Source organism: Streptomyces nidicola, assembly GCF_050106155.1.
Classification (GTDB): domain Bacteria; phylum Actinomycetota; class Actinomycetes; order Streptomycetales; family Streptomycetaceae; genus Streptomyces.
Genome location: NZ_JBNBPI010000001.1, coordinates 5536132 through 5554807 on the forward strand (window position 1 = coordinate 5536132; position 18676 = coordinate 5554807).

General features: G+C 70.5%; 12 protein-coding genes. 6 read left to right on the forward strand and 6 right to left on the reverse strand.

Annotation, left to right across the window (positions count from 1 at the left end; translation table 11 throughout):
- Positions 1 to 5 precede the first annotated feature (5 nt).
- Both ACOKM3_RS25165 and ACOKM3_RS25170 read right to left on the reverse strand, forming a co-directional pair.
- Positions 6 to 1193 (reverse strand): winged helix-turn-helix domain-containing protein, encoded by a 1188-nt coding sequence (locus tag ACOKM3_RS25165; RefSeq protein WP_426903298.1) that lies wholly within the window; start codon positions 1191 to 1193, stop codon positions 6 to 8.
- A 179-nt stretch (positions 1194 to 1372) separates the two neighbouring features.
- Positions 1373 to 1945, reverse strand: a complete 573-nt coding sequence (locus ACOKM3_RS25170; protein WP_426903299.1) for a GNAT family N-acetyltransferase — start codon at positions 1943 to 1945, stop codon at positions 1373 to 1375.
- A 228-nt stretch (positions 1946 to 2173) separates the two neighbouring features.
- On the opposite strand from ACOKM3_RS25170, the gene secA reads away from it, so the two are divergent.
- Positions 2174 to 4987 carry a preprotein translocase subunit SecA gene (gene secA, locus ACOKM3_RS25175; protein ID WP_426903300.1) on the forward strand — a complete coding sequence of 938 codons (2814 nt, stop codon included), beginning with the start codon at positions 2174 to 2176 and terminating at the stop codon, positions 4985 to 4987.
- 47 nt (positions 4988 to 5034) lie between these two features.
- Here secA and ACOKM3_RS25180 read toward each other — a convergent pair whose 3' ends face one another.
- On the reverse strand, positions 5035 to 5484 hold the full coding sequence (locus ACOKM3_RS25180) for an Rv3235 family protein (protein WP_426903301.1): 450 nt from the start codon (positions 5482 to 5484) through the stop codon (positions 5035 to 5037).
- Positions 5485 to 5753: 269 nt separating this feature from the next.
- Here ACOKM3_RS25180 and ACOKM3_RS25185 point away from each other — a divergent pair, with 269 nt between their 5' ends.
- The 3 genes from ACOKM3_RS25185 to ACOKM3_RS25195 all read left to right on the forward strand — a co-directional run bounded on the left by ACOKM3_RS25185 (position 5754) and on the right by ACOKM3_RS25195 (position 9557).
- Entirely contained in the window at positions 5754 to 6260 is a 507-nt protein-coding gene (locus tag ACOKM3_RS25185) for a DUF6912 family protein (RefSeq protein WP_426903302.1), read from the forward strand.
- A 116-nt stretch (positions 6261 to 6376) separates the two neighbouring features.
- Entirely contained in the window at positions 6377 to 7060 is a 684-nt protein-coding gene (locus ACOKM3_RS25190) for an HAD family hydrolase (RefSeq protein ID WP_426903303.1), read from the forward strand.
- Positions 7061 to 7238: 178 nt separating this feature from the next.
- A complete protein-coding gene (locus ACOKM3_RS25195) occupies positions 7239 to 9557 on the forward strand; it encodes an ATP-binding protein (protein WP_426903304.1) in 2319 nt (772 codons plus the stop codon).
- Between the two features lie 512 nt (positions 9558 to 10069).
- On the opposite strand, the gene ACOKM3_RS25200 is transcribed toward ACOKM3_RS25195, so the two are convergent.
- Positions 10070 to 10639, reverse strand: coding sequence for a DJ-1/PfpI family protein (locus ACOKM3_RS25200; protein ID WP_426903305.1), 570 nt, complete (start codon positions 10637 to 10639; stop codon positions 10070 to 10072).
- A 461-nt stretch (positions 10640 to 11100) separates the two neighbouring features.
- Here ACOKM3_RS25200 and ACOKM3_RS25205 point away from each other — a divergent pair, with 461 nt between their 5' ends.
- Entirely contained in the window at positions 11101 to 16050 is a 4950-nt protein-coding gene (locus ACOKM3_RS25205) for an NAD-glutamate dehydrogenase (RefSeq protein ID WP_426903306.1), read from the forward strand.
- Between the two features lie 73 nt (positions 16051 to 16123).
- Here ACOKM3_RS25205 and ACOKM3_RS25210 read toward each other — a convergent pair whose 3' ends face one another.
- Together ACOKM3_RS25210 and ACOKM3_RS25215 are read right to left on the reverse strand one after the other, a co-directional pair.
- The gene (locus ACOKM3_RS25210; RefSeq protein ID WP_426903307.1) at positions 16124 to 16981 is read right to left on the reverse strand and encodes an ABC transporter ATP-binding protein; all 858 of its coding nucleotides are present in this window, start codon (positions 16979 to 16981) and stop codon (positions 16124 to 16126) included.
- A complete protein-coding gene (locus ACOKM3_RS25215; protein ID WP_426903308.1) occupies positions 16974 to 17894 on the reverse strand; it encodes an ABC transporter permease in 921 nt (306 codons plus the stop codon). Before ACOKM3_RS25215 ends, ACOKM3_RS25210 begins: the two co-directional genes overlap by 8 nt.
- A gap of 149 nt (positions 17895 to 18043) precedes the next feature.
- Here ACOKM3_RS25215 and ACOKM3_RS25220 point away from each other — a divergent pair, with 149 nt between their 5' ends.
- On the forward strand, positions 18044 to 18667 hold the full coding sequence (locus ACOKM3_RS25220) for a TetR/AcrR family transcriptional regulator (RefSeq protein WP_426903309.1): 624 nt from the start codon (positions 18044 to 18046) through the stop codon (positions 18665 to 18667).
- The last annotated feature ends 9 nt before the right edge of the window (positions 18668 to 18676 follow it).

Genomic DNA, 18676 nt, shown 5'->3' on the forward strand with positions numbered 1-18676 from the left:
GGCTGCTAGCGCAGGGCTTCGATCAGGGCCTTCTTCAGGGGCGCCGACTCCATGTGCTCGACTCTTACGCTGTCGCAGCCGACCCAGCTCGCCGCTTCGTGGAGTGCCGCCGCCACCGCCGGTACGGCCTTCGGGCCGTCCAGGGAGACCTGCTTGGCGACCAGGGTGCTGCCCGCTCGCGCGGGGTCCACGCGGCCCACCAGGCGGCCGCCGGACAGGACCGGCATCGCGAAGTAGCCGTGGATCCGCTTCGGCTTGGGGACGTATGCCTCCAGGCGGTGCGTGAAGCCGAAGATCCGCTCCGTACGGGCCCGCTCCCAGATCAGGGAGTCGAAGGGGGACAGGAGCGTCGTGCGGTGGCGGCCGCGGGGCGCTGATTCCAGGGCCGCGGGGTCCGCCCAGGCGGGCTTGCCGCCCCAGCCCTCCACCGTGACCGGGACGAGGCCGGTGTCCTCGATCACCGCGTCGAACTGGTCGCTCTTCAGGCGGTGGTAGTCCGCGATGTCCGCGCGCGTGCCGACGCCGAGGGCCTCGCCGGCCTGGCGGATCAGGCGGCGGACGCACTCCGTGTCGTCGAGGTCGTCGTGCAGGAGGGGGGACGGGATCGCGCGCTCGGCCAGGTCGTAGATCCGCTTCCAGCCGCGGCGCTCCACGCAGACCACCTCGCCGTACATCAGCGCGCGCTCGACGGCGATCTTCGACTCGGACCAGTCCCACCACTCGCCCTTGTTCTTCGCGCCGCCGAGTTCCGTGGCGGTGAGGGGGCCTTCCGCGCGGAGTTGCTTGATCACCTGGTCGTAAGCGCCGTCGGGGAGGTGGTGGTGCCAGTGGGGGCGGGAGCGGTAGGCGCGGCGGCGGAAGGCGAAGTGCGGCCATTCCTCGATGGGGAGCACGCAGGCGGCGTGCGACCAGTATTCGAAGGCGTGGGGGGTGGGGGACGGGCCCGCGCCCGGTGTCCAGTACGCCGACTCGACCTTGGTCCGGGGGACCGCGCCGAGGCGGGCGTAGGGGATCAGTTCGTGCGAGCGGGCGAGTACGGAGATCGTGTCGAGCTGGACCGCGCCGAGGTGGCGGAGTACGCCACGTACACCGGCTTTGCGGTCGGGGGCGCCGAGGAAGCCCTGGGCGCGGAGGGCGATGCGGCGGGCCTCGTCGGCGGACAAGGTGGCGGTGGGACGCGGCGGGGTCGTCATGGCCGGAACGATAGAGGCCGGGTCTGACAACGGGTGCTGGGTGCCGGTGGCGGGGTGCGGGCGGCGGCGGGGTGGGCGCCGACCGTACGCCTGCCCGGCACCGGGGTGCCGCCTTGCCCACCCTGCCGCCCAAGGCGGCAGATTGCCCAAGGCGGGGTGGCCTCGGCGTAGGTGACCGGTCAGTTCGGGGCTGGGAGGTACGGGAGAGGGGTCGGGAGGCCCAGGTCGGTGGGGAGGAGGGAGGCGAGCCAGCAGTCGCGGAGGGTGCCCTTGTTGGGCATGGCGGCGCGGAGGGTGGCCTCCAGGGTGAAGCCCGCGCGTTCCGCGACCGTGAGGGAGCCCACGTTGCCGACCTCCGCGCGCCACTCCAGGCGCGGACAGGAGAGGTCGGTGAAGGCCCAGCGGGCGACGCCCAGGACGGCCTCGGTCATGTAGCCGTGGCCGCGGAACCGCTTGGCCGTCCAGAAGCCGACTTCCCAGCCACCCGCGCGCGGGTGGTGGAGGGAGACCGCGCCGACCACCGGGCCGGGGTCCTCCGTCCGTATCGCGAAGGTGTACTCCGTGTCACCGCGCCAGCCGTCCGCGACGACACGGTTGACGAAGTATTCGGCGTCCACGCGCGCGTACGGCGAGGGAATCGTGGTCCAGCGCTGGATGTCGGGATCCTGGGCCGCGGCGTACACCTCGTCGATGTCGGCGGGCACGAAGGTGCGCAGCTGCAGGCGGTCGGTGGTCAGCGTCACGGGGTCCATCGCCCGATTCTGCTCGGCACGCGACAGGGGCGCCAAGACTTTTCATGGTCAGTACCGGCACCTTCGCGGCGGCCCGCGCGTTGGACCTCATGGCAGACCTCCCGGCACGGTGGGGTCCTCGCATACGATGGCCGTTGCTCTAGTAGTCCTTGGTAGTCCCCAGTAATACTTAGAAGTTTCAGAGAAAACCGACCGTGCCAGGCCCGACCGGCAAGGAGACCAACCCCCGTGTCCGTCCTCCAGAAGATCATGCGTGCAGGCGAAGGCAAGATCCTGCGCAAGCTGCACCGCATCGCGGACCAGGTCAACTCCATCGAAGAGGACTTCGAGAGTCTCTCCGACGCCGAGCTGCGCGCACTCACGGACGAGTACAAGCAGCGGTTGGAGGACGGCGAGACCCTCGACGACCTGCTGCCCGAGGCGTTCGCCACCGTCCGTGAGGCCGCCCGCCGCGTGCTGGGCCAGCGCCCCTACGACGTGCAGCTGATGGGTGGCGCCGCGCTCCACCTCGGTTACGTGGCGGAGATGAAGACCGGTGAGGGCAAGACCCTGGTCGGCACGCTGCCGACGTATCTGAACGCGCTGTCCGGCAAGGGCGTCCACCTGATCACGGTGAACGACTACCTGGCCGAGCGCGACTCCGAGATGATGGGCCGCGTCCACAAGTTCCTCGGCCTGTCCGTCGGCTGCATCCTCGCGAACATGAACCCGGCGCAGCGCCGCGAGATGTACAACTGCGACATCACGTACGGCACGAACAACGAGTTCGGCTTCGACTACCTCCGCGACAACATGGCGTGGTCCCAGGACGAGCTCGTCCAGCGCGGCCACAACTTCGCGGTGGTCGACGAGGTCGACTCCATCCTCGTCGACGAGGCCCGTACGCCGCTGATCATCTCCGGCCCCGCCGACCAGGCCACGAAGTGGTACGGCGACTTCGCCAAGCTCGTCACCCGCCTCAAGAAGGGCGAGGCGGGCAACACGCTGAAGGGCATCGAGGAGACCGGCGACTACGAGGTCGACGAGAAGAAGCGCACCGTGGCCATCCACGAGCCGGGTGTCGCCAAGGTCGAGGACTGGCTCGGGATCGACAACCTCTACGAGTCGGTCAACACGCCGCTCGTGGGTTACCTGAACAACGCCATCAAGGCCAAGGAACTCTTCAAGAAGGACAAGGACTACGTCGTCATCGACGGCGAAGTCATGATCGTCGACGAGCACACCGGCCGTATCCTCGCCGGCCGCCGCTACAACGAGGGCATGCACCAGGCGATCGAGGCGAAGGAGGGGGTGGACATCAAGGACGAGAACCAGACCTTGGCGACCATCACCCTGCAGAACTTCTTCCGTCTCTACGACAAGCTCTCCGGCATGACCGGTACGGCGATGACCGAGGCCGCCGAGTTCCACCAGATCTACAAGCTCGGCGTCGTCCCGATCCCGACCAACAAGCCGATGGTCCGTGCGGACCAGGCCGACCTGATCTACCGCACCGAGGTCGCCAAGTTCGACGCGGTGGTGGACGACATCGCAGAGAAGCACGGCAAGGGGCAGCCGATCCTCGTCGGTACGACCTCCGTCGAGAAGTCCGAGTACCTGTCGCAGCAGCTCTCCAAGCGCGGGGTTCAGCACGAAGTGCTGAACGCGAAGCAGCACGACCGCGAGGCGACGATCGTCGCCCAGGCCGGCCGCAAGGGCGCCGTCACCGTCGCCACGAACATGGCCGGCCGTGGTACCGACATCAAGCTCGGCGGCAACCCGGACGACCTGGCCGAGGCCGAGCTGCGCCAGATGGGCCTCGACCCCGTCGAGCACGTCGAGGAGTGGGCCGCCGCGCTGCCCGCCGCCCTGGAGAAGGCCGAGCAGGCGGTCAAGGCCGAGTTCGAGGAGGTCAAGGAGCTCGGCGGGCTCTACGTCCTCGGTACGGAGCGGCACGAGTCGCGGCGTATCGACAACCAGCTGCGCGGTCGTTCCGGCCGTCAGGGCGACCCCGGTGAGTCCCGCTTCTACCTGTCGCTCGGTGACGACCTGATGCGGCTCTTCAAGGCGCAGATGGTCGAGCGCGTGATGTCGATGGCCAACGTGCCGGACGACGTCCCGATCGAGAACAAGATGGTGACCCGTGCCATCGCCTCCGCCCAGTCGCAGGTCGAGCAGCAGAACTTCGAGACGCGTAAGAACGTCCTGAAGTACGACGAGGTGCTCAACCGGCAGCGCGAGGTCATCTACGGAGAGCGCCGCCGCGTCCTGGAGGGCGAGGACCTGCACGAGCAGGTGCAGCACTTCATGGACGACACGATCGACGCCTACATCGGCGCTGAGACCGCCGAGGGCTTCGCCGAGGAGTGGGACCTCGACCGGCTGTGGGGCGCCTTCAAGCAGCTCTACCCGATCAAGGTCACCGTGGAGGAGCTCGAGGACGAGGTGGGGGACCGGGCCGGTCTCACCGCCGAGTTCATCGGCGAGGCCGTCAAGGACGACATCCACGCGCAGTACGAGGCGCGCGAGGAGCAGCTCGGGTCCGAGATCATGCGTGAGCTGGAGCGCCGGGTCGTGCTGAGCGTGCTCGACCGCAAGTGGCGCGAGCACCTCTACGAGATGGACTACCTCCAGGAGGGCATCGGCCTGCGCGCCATGGCGCAGAAGGACCCGCTGGTCGAGTACCAGCGCGAGGGCTTCGACATGTTCACCGCCATGATGGAGGGCATCAAGGAGGAGTCCGTCGGCTACCTGTTCAACCTGGAGGTCCAGGTCGAGCAGCAGGTCGAGGAGGTCCCGGTGGCGGACACGGCGCCCGCCGCGAACCTGGAGAAGCAGGACGCGGTGCCGGCGCAGGCCGGGGGCCGTCCGGAGATCCGGGCCAAGGGCCTGGACACCCCGCAGCGTCCCGACCGGCTGCACTTCCAGGCGCCGAACGCCGAGGGCGGTGTCGACGAGGGCGACTTCGTGACCGAGGGCGGCGGGCCCACGCGCTCCTCGGCGGACGGGCTGACCCGCGCGGAGCGGCGCAAGCAGCAGAAGGGCCGCCGTCGCAAGAAGTGACGTCGGTTCGAGAGGGGCCGGGCACGGTGTGCCCGGCCCCTCTCGTGTCACTCGACGTCGTCCCGTGGCGGTCGGCCGCCCAGTTCCACCGCCGTGCAGCGCCACCGCTGGTCCTCGCCCAGGGCGAGCCGGAAGGCCAGGGCGTGCAGCCGGGGGCCGACCGCGATGCGGGCGAAGACCTCGTAGCTGCCGGGGGCGGGTTCGAAGTGGCCGATGCCGTGCACGGTCGGGCGGGGCCCGGCGCCGGGCAGCAGGGTGCGGCGTTCCACCAGCCACAGCAGGTCGTCGAAGGCCTGGTGCGCGGCGTGCCGGGCGAACCAGTGCAGGGGCCTGTCGCCGCTGAGCACCAGGAGCAGGCGCTGGGTGAACAGCTCGGTGGGGTGCGGCGGAATCCGTGGTGGGACGCGCCGCGGCCCCGCGCCGGGGCGACGGCTGTCGCGGCGGGTGGGCGGCCGGGTGTTTCCGCGTGGCCCCCGCCTGTTCATGACCTTCTGCATGACGCCTCCCCATACCGACCGGTAACACCTCGTGGGGATCTTGTACGAGGCCGGGGACGCGGCGGCAAGCGCCGGCGGGCGGCGCCGGGGCGCGGCGGCGGGTTCGCCTATCAGGGTGACCGGGGCGGCGCGGGGGCCGGGCTCCCGGGAGCGTACGGGGGTCGGCCGCGGACGGGCGTTGACGCCCGGGCGGACGCGGGCGGCGGCCCGAAGGGGGACGCCCCCACGTATCCTGAAGCCCCCGACGCAGAGCAGAAAGCAGCCGGACCATGCGCGTGTACGTACCTCTGTCCCTGCCTCGACTCGCAGAGGCGTACAAGGCCGGCGAGATCGGGCCCGCGCCCGTCACCGCGTTCGCCGTGACGCCCGCGCTGCGCGAGTGGTACCTGTCCGAGGACATCGAGGAGCTGGAGTACGCGGCGCTCAATCGCGCCGCGCTCGCCTCGCTGAGGCTCGTCGCCGCCGACCCCGCCGCCGCGCGCCGCCGGGTCGTCGTCGCCGTGGACGTGCCGGATCAGGCCGCCGTCGCCGACCCGGACCGCGGGGGCGAGCAGGGCGCGCTCGGTGCGGTGACGGTGCGCGAGACCGTGCCGCTGGCGAAGGTCGCCGCCGTGCACGTCGACTCGGGCGACGCCGACGCCGATGTGGCGGCCGCCGCGGAGGCGCTCGCCGCGGCCGACCGGGGTGAGGACGACGCGCAGTTCGTCGTGGACGGCGCCGAGGACCACGACCTGCTGTGGTTCGCCACGCAGGAGATCCCGGGCCTCGTGGGCTAGGTCCTGTCGTCAAACTCCCGTCGTCGCCCGAAGGGCCGCCGGGCAGACGGGAGTTTGACGACAGGGCCTAGGACGACCGCTGAAGGATTCGCCTCGGGGGTGGGTAGATTCTTGTCATGGGGAGGCACTTCGGGATGCACACGGGCACACACATCGTCTGGGACTGGAACGGCACGCTGTTCCATGACAACGAGGCCGTCATACGCGCCAGCAACGCGGCCTTCGCGGCGGTCGGGCTCGAACCGATCACGCTGGAGAAGTACCGCGAGCTGTACTGCATCCCCATCCCCAAGTTCTACGAGCGGCTGATGGGCCGGCTGCCCACCGACGCCGAGTGGAGGGCGATGGACGGCGCGTTCCACCAGCACTACGAGCGGTACGCGGTGGACTGCCGGCTCACCGAGGGCGTCGAGCTGCTGCTGGCCGGCTGGCAGGAGGCCGGGCGCAGCCAGTCCATCCTCAGCATGGCCGGACACGAGCAACTCGTGCCGCTGGTAACACAGTTCGGCATCGCCGAGCGGTTCGTGCGCGTCGACGGGCGGACGGGTCCCTCCGGTGGCAGCAAGACCGAGTACATGGTGCGGCATCTGAAGGTGCTCGACGGCGTGGCCCCGGAGCGGACCGTGGTCATCGGCGACGCCGCGGACGACGCGGTGGCGGCGATCGCCGCGGGCGCGCAGGCCGTCCTCTACACCGGCGGCTCGCACAGCAGGGCCAGCCTCGAAGGGGTGGGCGCCCCCGTCGTCGACACCCTGGCGGAGGCGGTGCGCGAGGCCGAGCGGCTGGCCGCGGCGGCCTGAGCCGCACCCCCGCCGCCCTGAGCCGCACCCGTACCCGCACCGCACCCCCGGTCGTCAACCCGAGCGGTGAACCGACCCGTATCCGGAACCTTTTGCATCGACTCAGTTCACCCTCCGCTTTCGGCTGCGTACGCTGTGCTGGGGTCACGGGCGTGGCGATACGACGGGGGCGACAGCCATGGGGTTCGGGTTCGGGCAGCGGCGGGGCGGTCAACTTCCCGTAGAAGTAACCACGTTCGTCGGCAGGACGGCCGAACTGGCCGAGGTGCGGGCCGGGTTCGAGCGCGCCCGCCTCGTCACCCTGGTGGGACCGGGCGGCGTCGGCAAGAGCCGTACGGCGATGCGGGCCGCGGCCGGGCTCGCCGGACGGTTCCCGGACGGGGTGTGGCTCGTCGAGCTGAGCGCGCTGCGCGACCCCGAGCTGATCCCCGCGACCCTCGCCGCCGTGCTCGAACTGCCGGAACAGGCTGGCATGGAGCCGCTCGACGCCGTCGTCGCGCACCTTCAGGGGCGGCGGCTGCTCATCGTGCTCGACACGTGCGAGCACCTCGTCGACGCCTGCGCCATGCTCACCGACGTGCTGCTGCGGGAGGCGGCAGGCGTCAGCGTGCTCGCCACCAGCCGGCAGCCGCTCGACGTGCCGGGGGAGCGCTGCTGCGCCATCGCGCCGCTCGCCCCCGACGACGCCCTGGAACTGTTCGTGCAGCGGGCGTCCGCCGTGGTGCCGGGGTTCGCCGTGGACGAGACGAACCGGGAGCAGCTCGCGGCGCTCGCCCGACGGCTCGACGGGATCCCGCTCGCCATCGAGCTGGCGGCGGTGCGGCTGCGGGCGGTGCCCCTCGAACACCTGGTGCAGCGGCTCGGCCAGCGCTTCGAGGTGCTCACGGGCGGCCGGCGCACCGCGCTGACCCGGCACCAGACGCTGCGTACGGCCATTGGCTGGTCGCACGAGCTGTGCACGCCGCAGGAGCGGCTGCTGTGGGCGCGGCTCTCCGTCTTCGCGGGCTCCTTCGAGCTGGCCGCCGCCGAATTCGTGGGCGCGGGCGGCGAGCTGGCGGGCCCCGATGTGCTTGAGCAGCTGATCGGTCTCGTCGACAAGTCCGTCGTGCAGCGGATCGGGGAGAACGGCGGGCGGTACCGGATGCTCGACACCATCCGCGAGTACGGCGCCGAGTGGCTGGAGGAGGCGGGGCAGTCGGCGGCCGTGCGGCAGCGGCACTCCGCGTACCACCGGGAGCTCGGGCAGCGTTACTGGGACGGTTTCCTGACGACCGAGCAGGTCGGCCACTACCGGGTGCTGCGCGCGGCGCGGGCCGATGTGCGGGCCGCGCTCGAATACGCCTACCAGAGCCCCGATTCGGTGGCCGCCGGCGTGTGGTTCGCCGCGCAGCTCGGCCCGTACTGGCGGGCGGTCGGCCAGCTCTCCGAGGGGCGGTACTGGATCGAGAAGGGGCTCGCGCTCCTCGACGAGGTGGGGCAGGAGCAGGCGTGGGGGCGGTTCATGACCGCCCTGTTCTCGGTGTGGCAGGGGGATCTGCCGGGCGCGCTCGAACTCTTCCACCGGGCCGTCGACATCGCGCGCCGCTCGGGCAACGACCGGGTGGAGCTGTTCTGCGACGCGTACCTGGGCGGTCTCGGCGCGCTGTGCGGAGAGCCGGACGGGCTCGACGTCATGGAGGACGCGCGGCAGCGGATCCTGGCGCGCGAGGACGGCCTCGGCATCGGCGTCATCCACTACGAAGCGGCGCTGCTGCTCGGCGTGCTCGGCGACACGGACGGCGCGCTCGCGCTGTGCCGCACGGGGCTCGCCCACCTGGAGGGCACGGGGGAACGGCAGCTGTACGGGTCCACGCTGATGGTGCAGGGGCTCATCCTCTGGTTCGCCGGGGAGCGGGCGGAGGCCGTCGCCTCGCTGTGCCGGGGCCTTGAGGCCGCCGCGGAGATCGACGAGGTGCTGATCGCCGCGCTGTGCTGCCTCGGACTCGCCTGGGCCGCCGCGTACGACAAGCGGCAGGTGCGGGCGGCGTGGCTGCTCGGGTACGCGGAGAACGCGCGGCGGCTCGGGGGCGGGGACCCGGTCGGGATGCTGCCGTCCCTCTTCGAGGAGCAGGAGACCGTGCGGGGCGCCGTGCTGCGGGCTCTGGGCGAGGAGGAGTTCGGGCGGTGGTGGGGCGTGGGGGCGAGGCTTTCGGGGCGGCAGGTGCTCGATGCCGTACGGGCCGGGGCCGACGCGCCCTCGGTGGCGCACGTGCCGGCGGCGCGTGGGGGCGGGGTGGATGCGCTCACCCGGCGGGAGCGGGAGGTCGCGGCGCTGGTGGCGGAGGGGATGTCCAACCGGGAGATCGCGGAGCGGCTGGTGATCTCCAAGCGGACGGCGGATGCGCATGTGGAGCACATCTTGGCGAAGTTGGGGGTGGGGTCGAGGACGGAGATCCCCGCGATTTCCTCCGTCGGTCAGGGGGTTGGGGATCCGGGCGGGCAGTCGGATCGGGTGTAGCCGCGCCGGGGTTTCGGTTGCGGGGCTCCGCCCCGGGCCCCGCGCCTCAATCGCCGGCGGGGCTTGAAAGATCGGGGCTCCGCCCCGGGCCCCGCGCCTCAATCGCCGGCGGGGCTTGGTGTGCCGGCGGGGCTGAAAGATTGGGGCTCTGCCCCGGGCCCCGCGCCTCAATCGCCGGCGGGGCTTGGTGTGCCGGCGGGGCTTGATTTGCCCGGTCCCCCGCCTGGTGGCCGGATGTGCAGGGGCTTGGTCTGGGGGATGGCATAGGTATACGGATTCCGGGGGTGGGTGCGTAGATGCGTATACGGCTCCCCGGCGATACCGATGACCGGGAGTTCCGGGCGCGGCACGCTGTACAGGTGTCGCGTGCTCTGGAGGAACGGCGCGGCGGGGCGCCGGACGGCAATGGTCAACTCCCCACGGCTGTCGTGGCATCGGCCCCCCGTCGCTGCGTCCGGAGTACGGCGCGTTTCGGTGGCTGCCCTCGTCGGCGGGGCAGCCACCGCACTTACCTACCCGCCGGCCGGCGCCTTCGCCCGCAGCACCGTCAGGAACTCCCGCATCCACTGCGCGTTGTCCGACCAGGAGCGGGACGAGACCAGCGTGCCGTCGACGACCACCTCCGCGTCCCGGAAGGTGGCGCCCGCCGCCTGCATGTCCGTCTCGAGCGCCGGGTACGCCGTGACGCGCCGGCCCCGCAGTCCGTCCACCGCCGCCGTCAGGAGCGGGCCGTGGCAGATCTGCGCGACGGGCCTGTCGGTGTCGAAGAAGGACTTGATGATCTTGCGGAGCTCGGCGTCGGCGCGCAGGTACTCCGGCGCCCGGCCGCCCGGAATCACCAGTGCGGCGTACTGGCCCGGATCGACTTCGGAGAAGGCCAGGTCGGCCGGCCAGGTGTAGCCGGGCTTCTCCGTGTACGTGTCGAAACCGGGCTCGAAGTCGTGGACGACGAACCGCAGCTTCTTGCGGGTCGGTGCCGCGATGTCGACCTCGTAGCCCTCCTCGCGCAGCCGCTGGTAGGGGTAGAGGACTTCCAGCGACTCCGCCGCGTCGCCGGTGACGATCAGGATTTTGGGTGCCATTGGTCACACGCTCCCCTCGCCGGGATCCGCCGTGTCGTCCGCCCAACGTGTCGCCGCACCGCTCGGTCCGCAAGAGCCCGTACTACGCAAGGGCTTCAGGGGTTCTGTGCAGAGTGTCAAAGTTCGCCCCCCTGATTTGTACACAAGCGGCTCATGACGATGCCCCCTCGGGGAGCGATAGCCTGGTCCCGTGATCAGCGCGATATCTCGCGGGGGCATCGTCGCCCCCTGCCCGCGCCGGGAGATCACGACCTGCCACAGCGGTCGTGCCCGGCGCTCAGACGCAGATCATTTCGGGCGGATGGCCTCTTCGTTGAAAACGGCGCATTGTCGTCCACCCATCTCTCATCCAGGCATAACGTCGTCTCAGACCGGACACCCCGCGTCGGGACGTTGTGCCGAGCGATTCATCTACGCCACGTCTACGTCTCGCAACGGCGCGCGACAGGAGCCAGAGGACAATGCAGACCAAGCTGGACGAAGCCAAAGCCGAGCTGCTCACCAGGGCCGCCCGGGTAGCTGAGAACAGCCCGGTAGGGGGGAACCTACCGACTGGGGCGACGGGCGAGGGTACGCAAGCCGCCGGGAACACCACCGACACCGACGACGTGCTCGCGTTCCTCCAGCGCTACTACCTGCACACCGCACCGGAGGACCTGAGCGACCGCGATCCGGTCGATGTCTTCGGGGCCGCACACTCGCACCACCGCCTCGCGGAGAACCGCCCGCAGGGCACGGCCAACGTGAAGGTGCACACGCCGACCGTCGAGGAGAACGGCTGGACGTGCAGCCACTCGGTCGTCGAGGTCGTCACCGACGACATGCCGTTCCTGGTGGACTCCGTCACCAACGAGCTGTCCCGCCAGGGCCGCGGCATCCACGTCGTCATCCACCCGCAGATCACGGTCCGGCGCGATGTCGCGGGCAAGCTCCTCGAGGTGCTGCCGGCCGGCTCGTCCGCCGAGGGCCACGACGTGCTCACCGAGTCGTGGATCCACGTCGAGATGGACCGCGAGACCGACCGTTCCGACCTCAAGCAGATCACCGCCGACCTGCTGCGCGTCCTGTCCGACGTACGGGAGTGCGTCGAGGACTGGGAGAAGATGCGGGACTCGGCGCTGCGCATCGCCGAGGAGCTGCCGAGCGAGCCGACCGCGGGTGACCTGCCCGACCAGGAGGTCGAGGAGGCCCGCGAGCTGCTGCGCTGGCTGGCCGCCGACCACTTCACGTTCCTCGGGTACCGCGAGTACGACCTCTCCGAGGACGACTCGCTGGCCGCCGTGCCCGGCACCGGACTCGGCATCCTGCGCTCCGACCCGCACCACGAGCGCGACGAGCACCACCCGGTGTCGCCGTCCTTCAACCGGCTCCCGGCCGACGCCCGGGCCAAGGCCCGCGAGCACCGCCTGCTGGTCCTCACCAAGGCCAACAGCCGCGCCACCGTGCACCGGCCGAGCTACCTCGACTACGTCGGCGTGAAGAAGTTCGACGCCGACGGGAACGTCGTCGGCGAGCGTCGCTTCCTCGGCCTCTTCTCATCCGCCGCGTACACCGAGAGCGTGCGCCGCGTCCCGGTCATCCGCCGCAAGGTCCAAGAGGTCCTCAAGGGCGCGGGCTTCACGCCCAACAGCCACGACGGCCGTGACCTGATGCAGATCATGGAGACGTACCCGCGCGACGAGCTCTTCCAGACGCCCGCCGACGAGCTGCGCTCCATCGTCACCTCCGTCCTCTACCTCCAGGAGCGCCGCCGGCTGCGGCTCTACCTGCGTCAGGACGAGTACGGGCGCTACTACTCGGCCCTCGTCTACCTGCCGCGCGACCGCTACACCACGGGCGTCCGGCTGCGGATCATCGACATCCTCAAGGAGGAGCTCGGCGGCACCAGCGTCGACTTCACCGCCTGGAACACCGAGTCGATCCTCTCCCGGCTGCACTTCGTCGTCCGCGTCCCGCCGGGCACCGAGCTGCCGGAGCTCTCCGACGCCGACAAGGACCGCATCGAGGCCCGCCTCGTCGAGGCCGCCCGCTCCTGGGCCGACGGCTTCGGGGAGGCGCTGAACGCCGAGTGCGGCGAGGAGCGCGCCGCCGAACTGCTGCGCCGCTACGGCCAGGCGTTCCCCGAGGGCTTCAAGGCCGACCACTCGCCGCGCGCCGCCGTGGCCGACCTGGTCCACCTCGAGCAGCTCACGCAGGAGAACAAGGACTTCGAGCTCTCCCTGTACGAGCCGGTGGGCGCGGCCCCCGGCGAGCGCCGCTTCAAGATCTACCGGATCGGCGCGCCCGTCTCGCTCTCCGCCGTCCTGCCGGTGCTCCAGCGCCTGGGCGTCGAGGTCACCGACGAGCGCCCGTACGAGCTGCGCTGCAGCGACCGCAAGACCGCGTGGATCTACGACTTCGGCCTGCGCATGCCGAAGCCGGCGAACGGCAACGGGGACGACCTCGGGGCCGACGGCCGCGAGCGCTTCCAGGAGGCCTTCGCCGCCACCTGGACCGGCCTCGCCGAGAACGACGGCTTCAACTCCCTCGTCCTGGGCGCCGGTCTGAACTGGCGTCAGGCGATGGTCCTTCGCGCGTACGCCAAGTACCTGCGCCAGGCGGGCTCCACGTTCTCGCAGGACTACATGGAGGACACCCTCCGGACGAACGTGCACACCACGCGCCTGCTGGTGTCGCTGTTCGAGGCGCGGATGTCGCCGGACCGGCAGCGCGCCGGGACCGAGCTGATCGACGGCCTCCTCGAAGAGGTCGACGGCGCCCTCGACCAGGTCGCGTCCCTCGACGAGGACCGGATCCTGCGGTCCTTCCTCACCGTCATCAAGGCGACGCTGCGCACGAACTTCTTCCAGGAGGCGCAGGGCGGCAAGCCGCACGCGTACGTCTCCATGAAGCTCGACCCGCAGGCCATCCCCGACCTGCCCGAGCCCCGGCCCGCGTACGAGATCTGGGTGTACTCGCCGCGTGTCGAGGGCGTGCACCTGCGCTTCGGCAAGGTCGCGCGCGGTGGCCTGCGCTGGTCGGACCGGCGTGAGGACTTCCGTACGGAGATCCTCGGCCTGGTGAAGGCGCAGATGGTGAAGAACACCGTCATCGTGCCGGTCGGCGCGAAGGGCGGCTTCGTCGCCAAGCAGCTGCCCGACCCGTCGGTGGACCGCGACGCCTGGATGGCCGAGGGCATCGCGAGCTACAAGACGTTCATCTCGGCGCTGCTCGACATCACCGACAACCTGGTCGGCGGCGAGGTCGTGCCGCCCGCCGACGTCGTGCGGCACGACGAGGACGACACGTACCTCGTGGTCGCGGCCGACAAGGGCACGGCGTCCTTCTCGGACATCGCCAACGAGGTCGCCGAGTCCTACAACTTCTGGCTCGGTGACGCCTTCGCCTCGGGCGGCTCGGCCGGCTACGACCACAAGGGCATGGGCATCACCGCCCGCGGCGCCTGGGAGTCCGTCAAGCGGCACTTCCGGGAGCTGGGCGTCGACAGCCAGTCCGAGGACTTCACGGTCGTCGGCGTCGGCGACATGTCCGGTGACGTGTTCGGCAACGGCATGCTGCTCTCCGAGCACATCCGCCTGGTCGCCGCCTTCGACCACCGGCACATCTTCATCGACCCGAAGCCGGACGCGGCCACCGGCTACGCCGAGCGCCGCCGGATGTTCGAGCTGCCGCGCTCCTCGTGGGCGGACTACAACAAGGAGCTGATCTCGGCGGGCGGCGGCATCTTCCCGCGCTCCGCCAAGTCCATCCAGCTCAACGCGCACATCCGCGAGGCCCTCGGCATCGAGTCCGGCCAGGCGAAGATGACCCCGGCCGAGCTGATGAAGGCCATCCTCCAGGCGCCGGTCGACCTGCTGTGGAACGGCGGCATCGGTACGTACGTCAAGTCGTCGGTCGAGTCCAACGCGGACGTCGGCGACAAGGCCAACGACCCGATCCGCGTCGACGGCAAGGACGTGCGCGCCCGGGTCATCGGCGAGGGCGGCAACCTCGGCGCGACCCAGCTGGGCCGCATCGAGTTCGCCCGCAACGGCGGCCGGGTGAACACCGACGCCATCGACAACAGCGCCGGCGTCAACACCTCGGACGTCGAGGTGAACATCAAGATCCTGCTCAACGGTCTGGTGTCCGACGGCGACATGACGGTCAAGCAGCGCAACAAGCTGCTCGCCGCCATGACGGACGAGGTCGGCCACTTGGTGCTGCGCAACAACTACGCGCAGAACACCGCGCTGGCCAACTCCTGCGCCCAGGCGCCGTCCCTGCTCCACGCCCACCAGCGGTTCATGCGCCGCCTCGGCAAGCAGGGCCACCTGGACCGTGGTCTGGAGTTCCTGCCCAACGACCGGCAGATCCGTGAACTCCTCAACTCCGGGCGGGGCCTGAGCCAGCCGGAGCTCGCCGTCCTCTTCGCGTACACGAAGATCACGGCCGCCGACGAGCTGATCCAGACCTCGCTCCCGGACGACGACTACCTGCGCCACCTGCTGCACACCTACTTCCCGAAGCCGCTGCGCGAGAAGTACGGCGAGGCGATCGACGGGCACGCGCTGCGCCGCGAGATCATCACGACGGTCCTCGTCAACGACACGGTGAACACGGGCGGTTCGACGTTCCTGCACCGCCTCCGCGAGGAGACGGGCGCGTCCCTGGAGGAGATCGTGCGGGCGCAGCTCGCCGCGCGCGAGATCTTCGGCCTCAGTGAGGTGTGGGACGCGGTCGAGGCGCTCGACAATGTCGTCGCCGCCGACGTCCAGACCCGGATCCGGCTGCACTCGCGGCGGCTTGTCGAGCGCGGCACCCGCTGGCTGCTCAACAACCGTCCGCAGCCGCTCCAGCTGGCGGAGACGATCGGCTTCTTCAAGGAGGGCGTCACCGAGGTCTGGGCCGCCATGCCGAAGATGCTGCGCGGCGCCGACGCCGAGTGGTACCAGGGCATCGTCGACGAGCTGACCGGCGCGGGCGTGCCGGAGGAGCTCGCGGAGCGGGTCGCCGGATTCTCGTCCGCGTTCCCGACGCTCGACATCGTGCAGATCGCCGACCGCACGGGCAAGGACGCGCTGTCCGTCGCCGAGGTCTACTACGACCTCGGTGACCGGCTCTCCATCACCCAGCTCATGGACCGGATCATCGAGCTGCCGCGCTCCGACCGCTGGCAGTCCATGGCCCGCGCGTCGATCCGTGAGGACCTGTACGCGGCGCACGCCGCGCTCACCGCCGACGTACTGGCGGCGGGCAACGGGACCTCGACGCCGGAGCAGCGGTTCAAGGCGTGGGAGGAGAAGAACGCGGCGATCCTGGGCCGGGCGCGCTCGACCCTGGAGGAGATCCAGGGCTCGGACTCGTTCGACCTGGCGAACCTCTCGGTCGCCATGCGCACGATGCGCACGCTGCTGCGTACGCACTCGTAGCGGATACGCGAACGGGGGCGCCCCGAGCCGGACTTCCGGCTCGGGGCGCCCCCGTTTTGACGGTCGGGCGCGGTCAGGCGGCGACGGGAGCCTTCGCCTTGGGCTTCGGCTTGGGCTTGGCGGCCCCGGTGGTGGCGTTGGTGAACGCCTCGTACTCCTTGAGGACGTCCTCGGTCGGCCCGTCCATCCGCAGCTCGCCGCGCTCCAGCCACAGCACCCGGTCGCAGGTGTCGCGGATGGACTTGTTGCTGTGGCTGACGAGGAAGACGGTGCCCGCGCGCTTGCGCAGCTCCTTGATGCGCTGCTCGGACCGCTTCTGGAAGGCCCGGTCACCGGTGGCCAGCGCCTCATCGATGAGCAGCACGTCATGCTCCTTGGCGACGGCGATGGAGAACCGCAGCCGGGCGGCCATCCCGGACGAGTACGTCCGCATCGGCAGCGTCACGAAGTCGCCCTTCTCATTGATCCCGGAGAAGTCGACGATCTCGTCGTAGCGCTCCCGCACCTGCTCGCGCGACATGCCCATCGCGAGCCCGCCGAGCCGCACGTTGCGCTCGCCGGTGAGGTCGTTCATGAGGGCCGCGTTCACACCGAGCAGCGAGGGCTGCCCGTCGGTGTAGATATGCCCGTTCTCGGTGGGCAGCAGCCCGGCGACGGCCTTCAACAGGGTTGATTTACCTGACCCGTTGGTCCCGATGAGCCCGATGGCCTCGCCACGATAAGCAGTGAACGAGACGTTGCGCACGGCGTGCACCTTCCGCACCCCCGCCCGCTTCTCGGCCTTCTTCCGGCCGCCGAGGATACGGCTGAGGGCGGCGGTCGCGGCGCCACGGCCCGCGCCCGTTCCATTGACCCGGTAGACGATGTCGACACTGTCGGCGATGACGGTGGGAATCCGCCGGTCGTCCTGGTCGTCGATGTGCTCAGCCACGTCCGTACGTCTCCTCGGCCTTCCAGAAGTAGATGAACCCGCCGACTCCGGCGAGCAGCGCCCAGCCGGCCGCCAACGCCCAGATGTGCGGCGGCAGTTGATCCGCGGTGAAGCTGTCGATGAGCGCGAAGCGCATCAGGTCGATGTAGGCGGCGGCCGGGTTGAGCTGGAGCAGCGTCCGTACGTACGACGGGACGTCCTGCCCCTCCGTCAGCCGGGTCAGGCTCCACATCACGCCGGACGTGTACATCCACGTACGCAGCAGGAACGGCATCAGCTGCGCGAGGTCGGGGGTCTTCGAACCCATCCGCGCCATGATCAGCGCGAGCCCGGTGTTGAACACGAACTGAAGCGCGAGGGCGGGCACCACGAGCAGCCATGACGGCGCCGGCGGGATGCCCGTGGCCAGCAGGATGACCACGAGCGCGCACATGGAGAACAGCAGCTGCTGGAGCTGTTGCAGGCAGAACGAGACGGGGAGCGAGGCCCGCGGGAAGTGCAGGGCCCGGACGAGCCCGAGGTTCCCGGAGATCGCCCGCGTCCCCGCCATCACCGACGACTGCGTGAACGTCCACACGAACACGCCCGTGACCAGGAACGGGATGTAGTCCGGCACGCCCCTGCTGGTGCCCATGAGCTTGCCGAAGATGAAGTAGTACACCGCCGCGTTCAGCAACGGCGTCAGCACCTGCCAGACCTGCCCCAGCTTCGCCCGGCTGTACTGGGCGGTGAGCTTGGCGGTGGAGAAGGACGAGATGAAGTGCCTGCGCTGCCACAGCTGGCGTACGTACACGGACAGCGAGGGCCGCGCGCCGCTCACGCTCAGCCCGTACCGGGCGGCGAGGGCCGCCGGATCCTCGGGGGCGGACCGCGGTGCCTCCTGCGGGGGAGGCGTGTCCAGGACCTGGCTCACATCCGCTGCTTTCGGTCGAGGGGTGGGGCGACGGCCGGTGTTCACCCGCCGTTTACGTCGGGACGGGTCCGTATCGTCGTGACGTGAGCGTAGGACGGATCGACGTCGGAACGCAACCGTTTCGTCGTCGCGCGCCTATGCTTTGCCATATGACGACCAACGCCGACTCCCCCAAGCCGACGCGCCGCAGGGCCCCCGCCGGCGCGGCCGTCCTGCGCGAGGACGTGACGGAAGCCATCCGCGCGGCCGTCTTCGAGGAGCTGGCCTCGGTCGGCTACGCGCGCATGTCCATCGAGGGCATCGCGCGCCGCGCGGGCGTCGGCAAGACGGCGGTCTACCGCCGCTGGAAGTCCAAGCTCCACCTGGTCCTCGACCTGGTCTCGGCGATCGCCGTGCAGGGCCTGCCCGCCCCGGACACGGGTTCCCTGGAGGCCGACCTTCGCCTCCTCTACGAGGTCACGTCACGCGCGCTGCGCCATCCGGTGGCCGGCCAGATCATCCCGGACCTCCAGGCGGAGGCGGCCCGCAACGAGGAGATCGCCGAGGCTTTGCAGAAGGCGCTGCGCGAGGGGCAGCACGGGGTGGCGAGCGGCATCGTGCGAGCGGCGGTGGAGCGCGGAGAGCTGAGCTCCGGCCTCGACGAGGAGCTCGCGCTCGACCTCATCTCGGGCCCGCTGTACTGGCGCACGCTGGTGGTGCGCACGCCGAAGCTGCCGAAGGGGCATCTGAAGAAGCTGTCGGTGGCGACGGCGGCGGCGCTGAAGGCGCTGTGAGGGGTGACT

Coding starts and splice junctions, on each gene's coding strand:
- ACOKM3_RS25165 (WP_426903298.1), bottom strand. CDS start 1,193: ATGACGACCCCGCCGCGTCCCACCGCCACCTTGTCCGCCGACGAGGCC.
- ACOKM3_RS25170 (WP_426903299.1), bottom strand. CDS start 1,945: ATGGACCCCGTGACGCTGACCACCGACCGCCTGCAGCTGCGCACCTTC.
- ACOKM3_RS25180 (WP_426903301.1), bottom strand. CDS start 5,484: ATGCAGAAGGTCATGAACAGGCGGGGGCCACGCGGAAACACCCGGCCG.
- ACOKM3_RS25185 (WP_426903302.1), top strand. CDS start 5,754: ATGCGCGTGTACGTACCTCTGTCCCTGCCTCGACTCGCAGAGGCGTAC.
- ACOKM3_RS25190 (WP_426903303.1), top strand. CDS start 6,377: ATGGGGAGGCACTTCGGGATGCACACGGGCACACACATCGTCTGGGAC.
- ACOKM3_RS25195 (WP_426903304.1), top strand. CDS start 7,239: ATGGGGTTCGGGTTCGGGCAGCGGCGGGGCGGTCAACTTCCCGTAGAA.
- ACOKM3_RS25200 (WP_426903305.1), bottom strand. CDS start 10,639: ATGGCACCCAAAATCCTGATCGTCACCGGCGACGCGGCGGAGTCGCTG.
- ACOKM3_RS25205 (WP_426903306.1), top strand. CDS start 11,101: ATGCAGACCAAGCTGGACGAAGCCAAAGCCGAGCTGCTCACCAGGGCC.
- ACOKM3_RS25220 (WP_426903309.1), top strand. CDS start 18,044: ATGACGACCAACGCCGACTCCCCCAAGCCGACGCGCCGCAGGGCCCCC.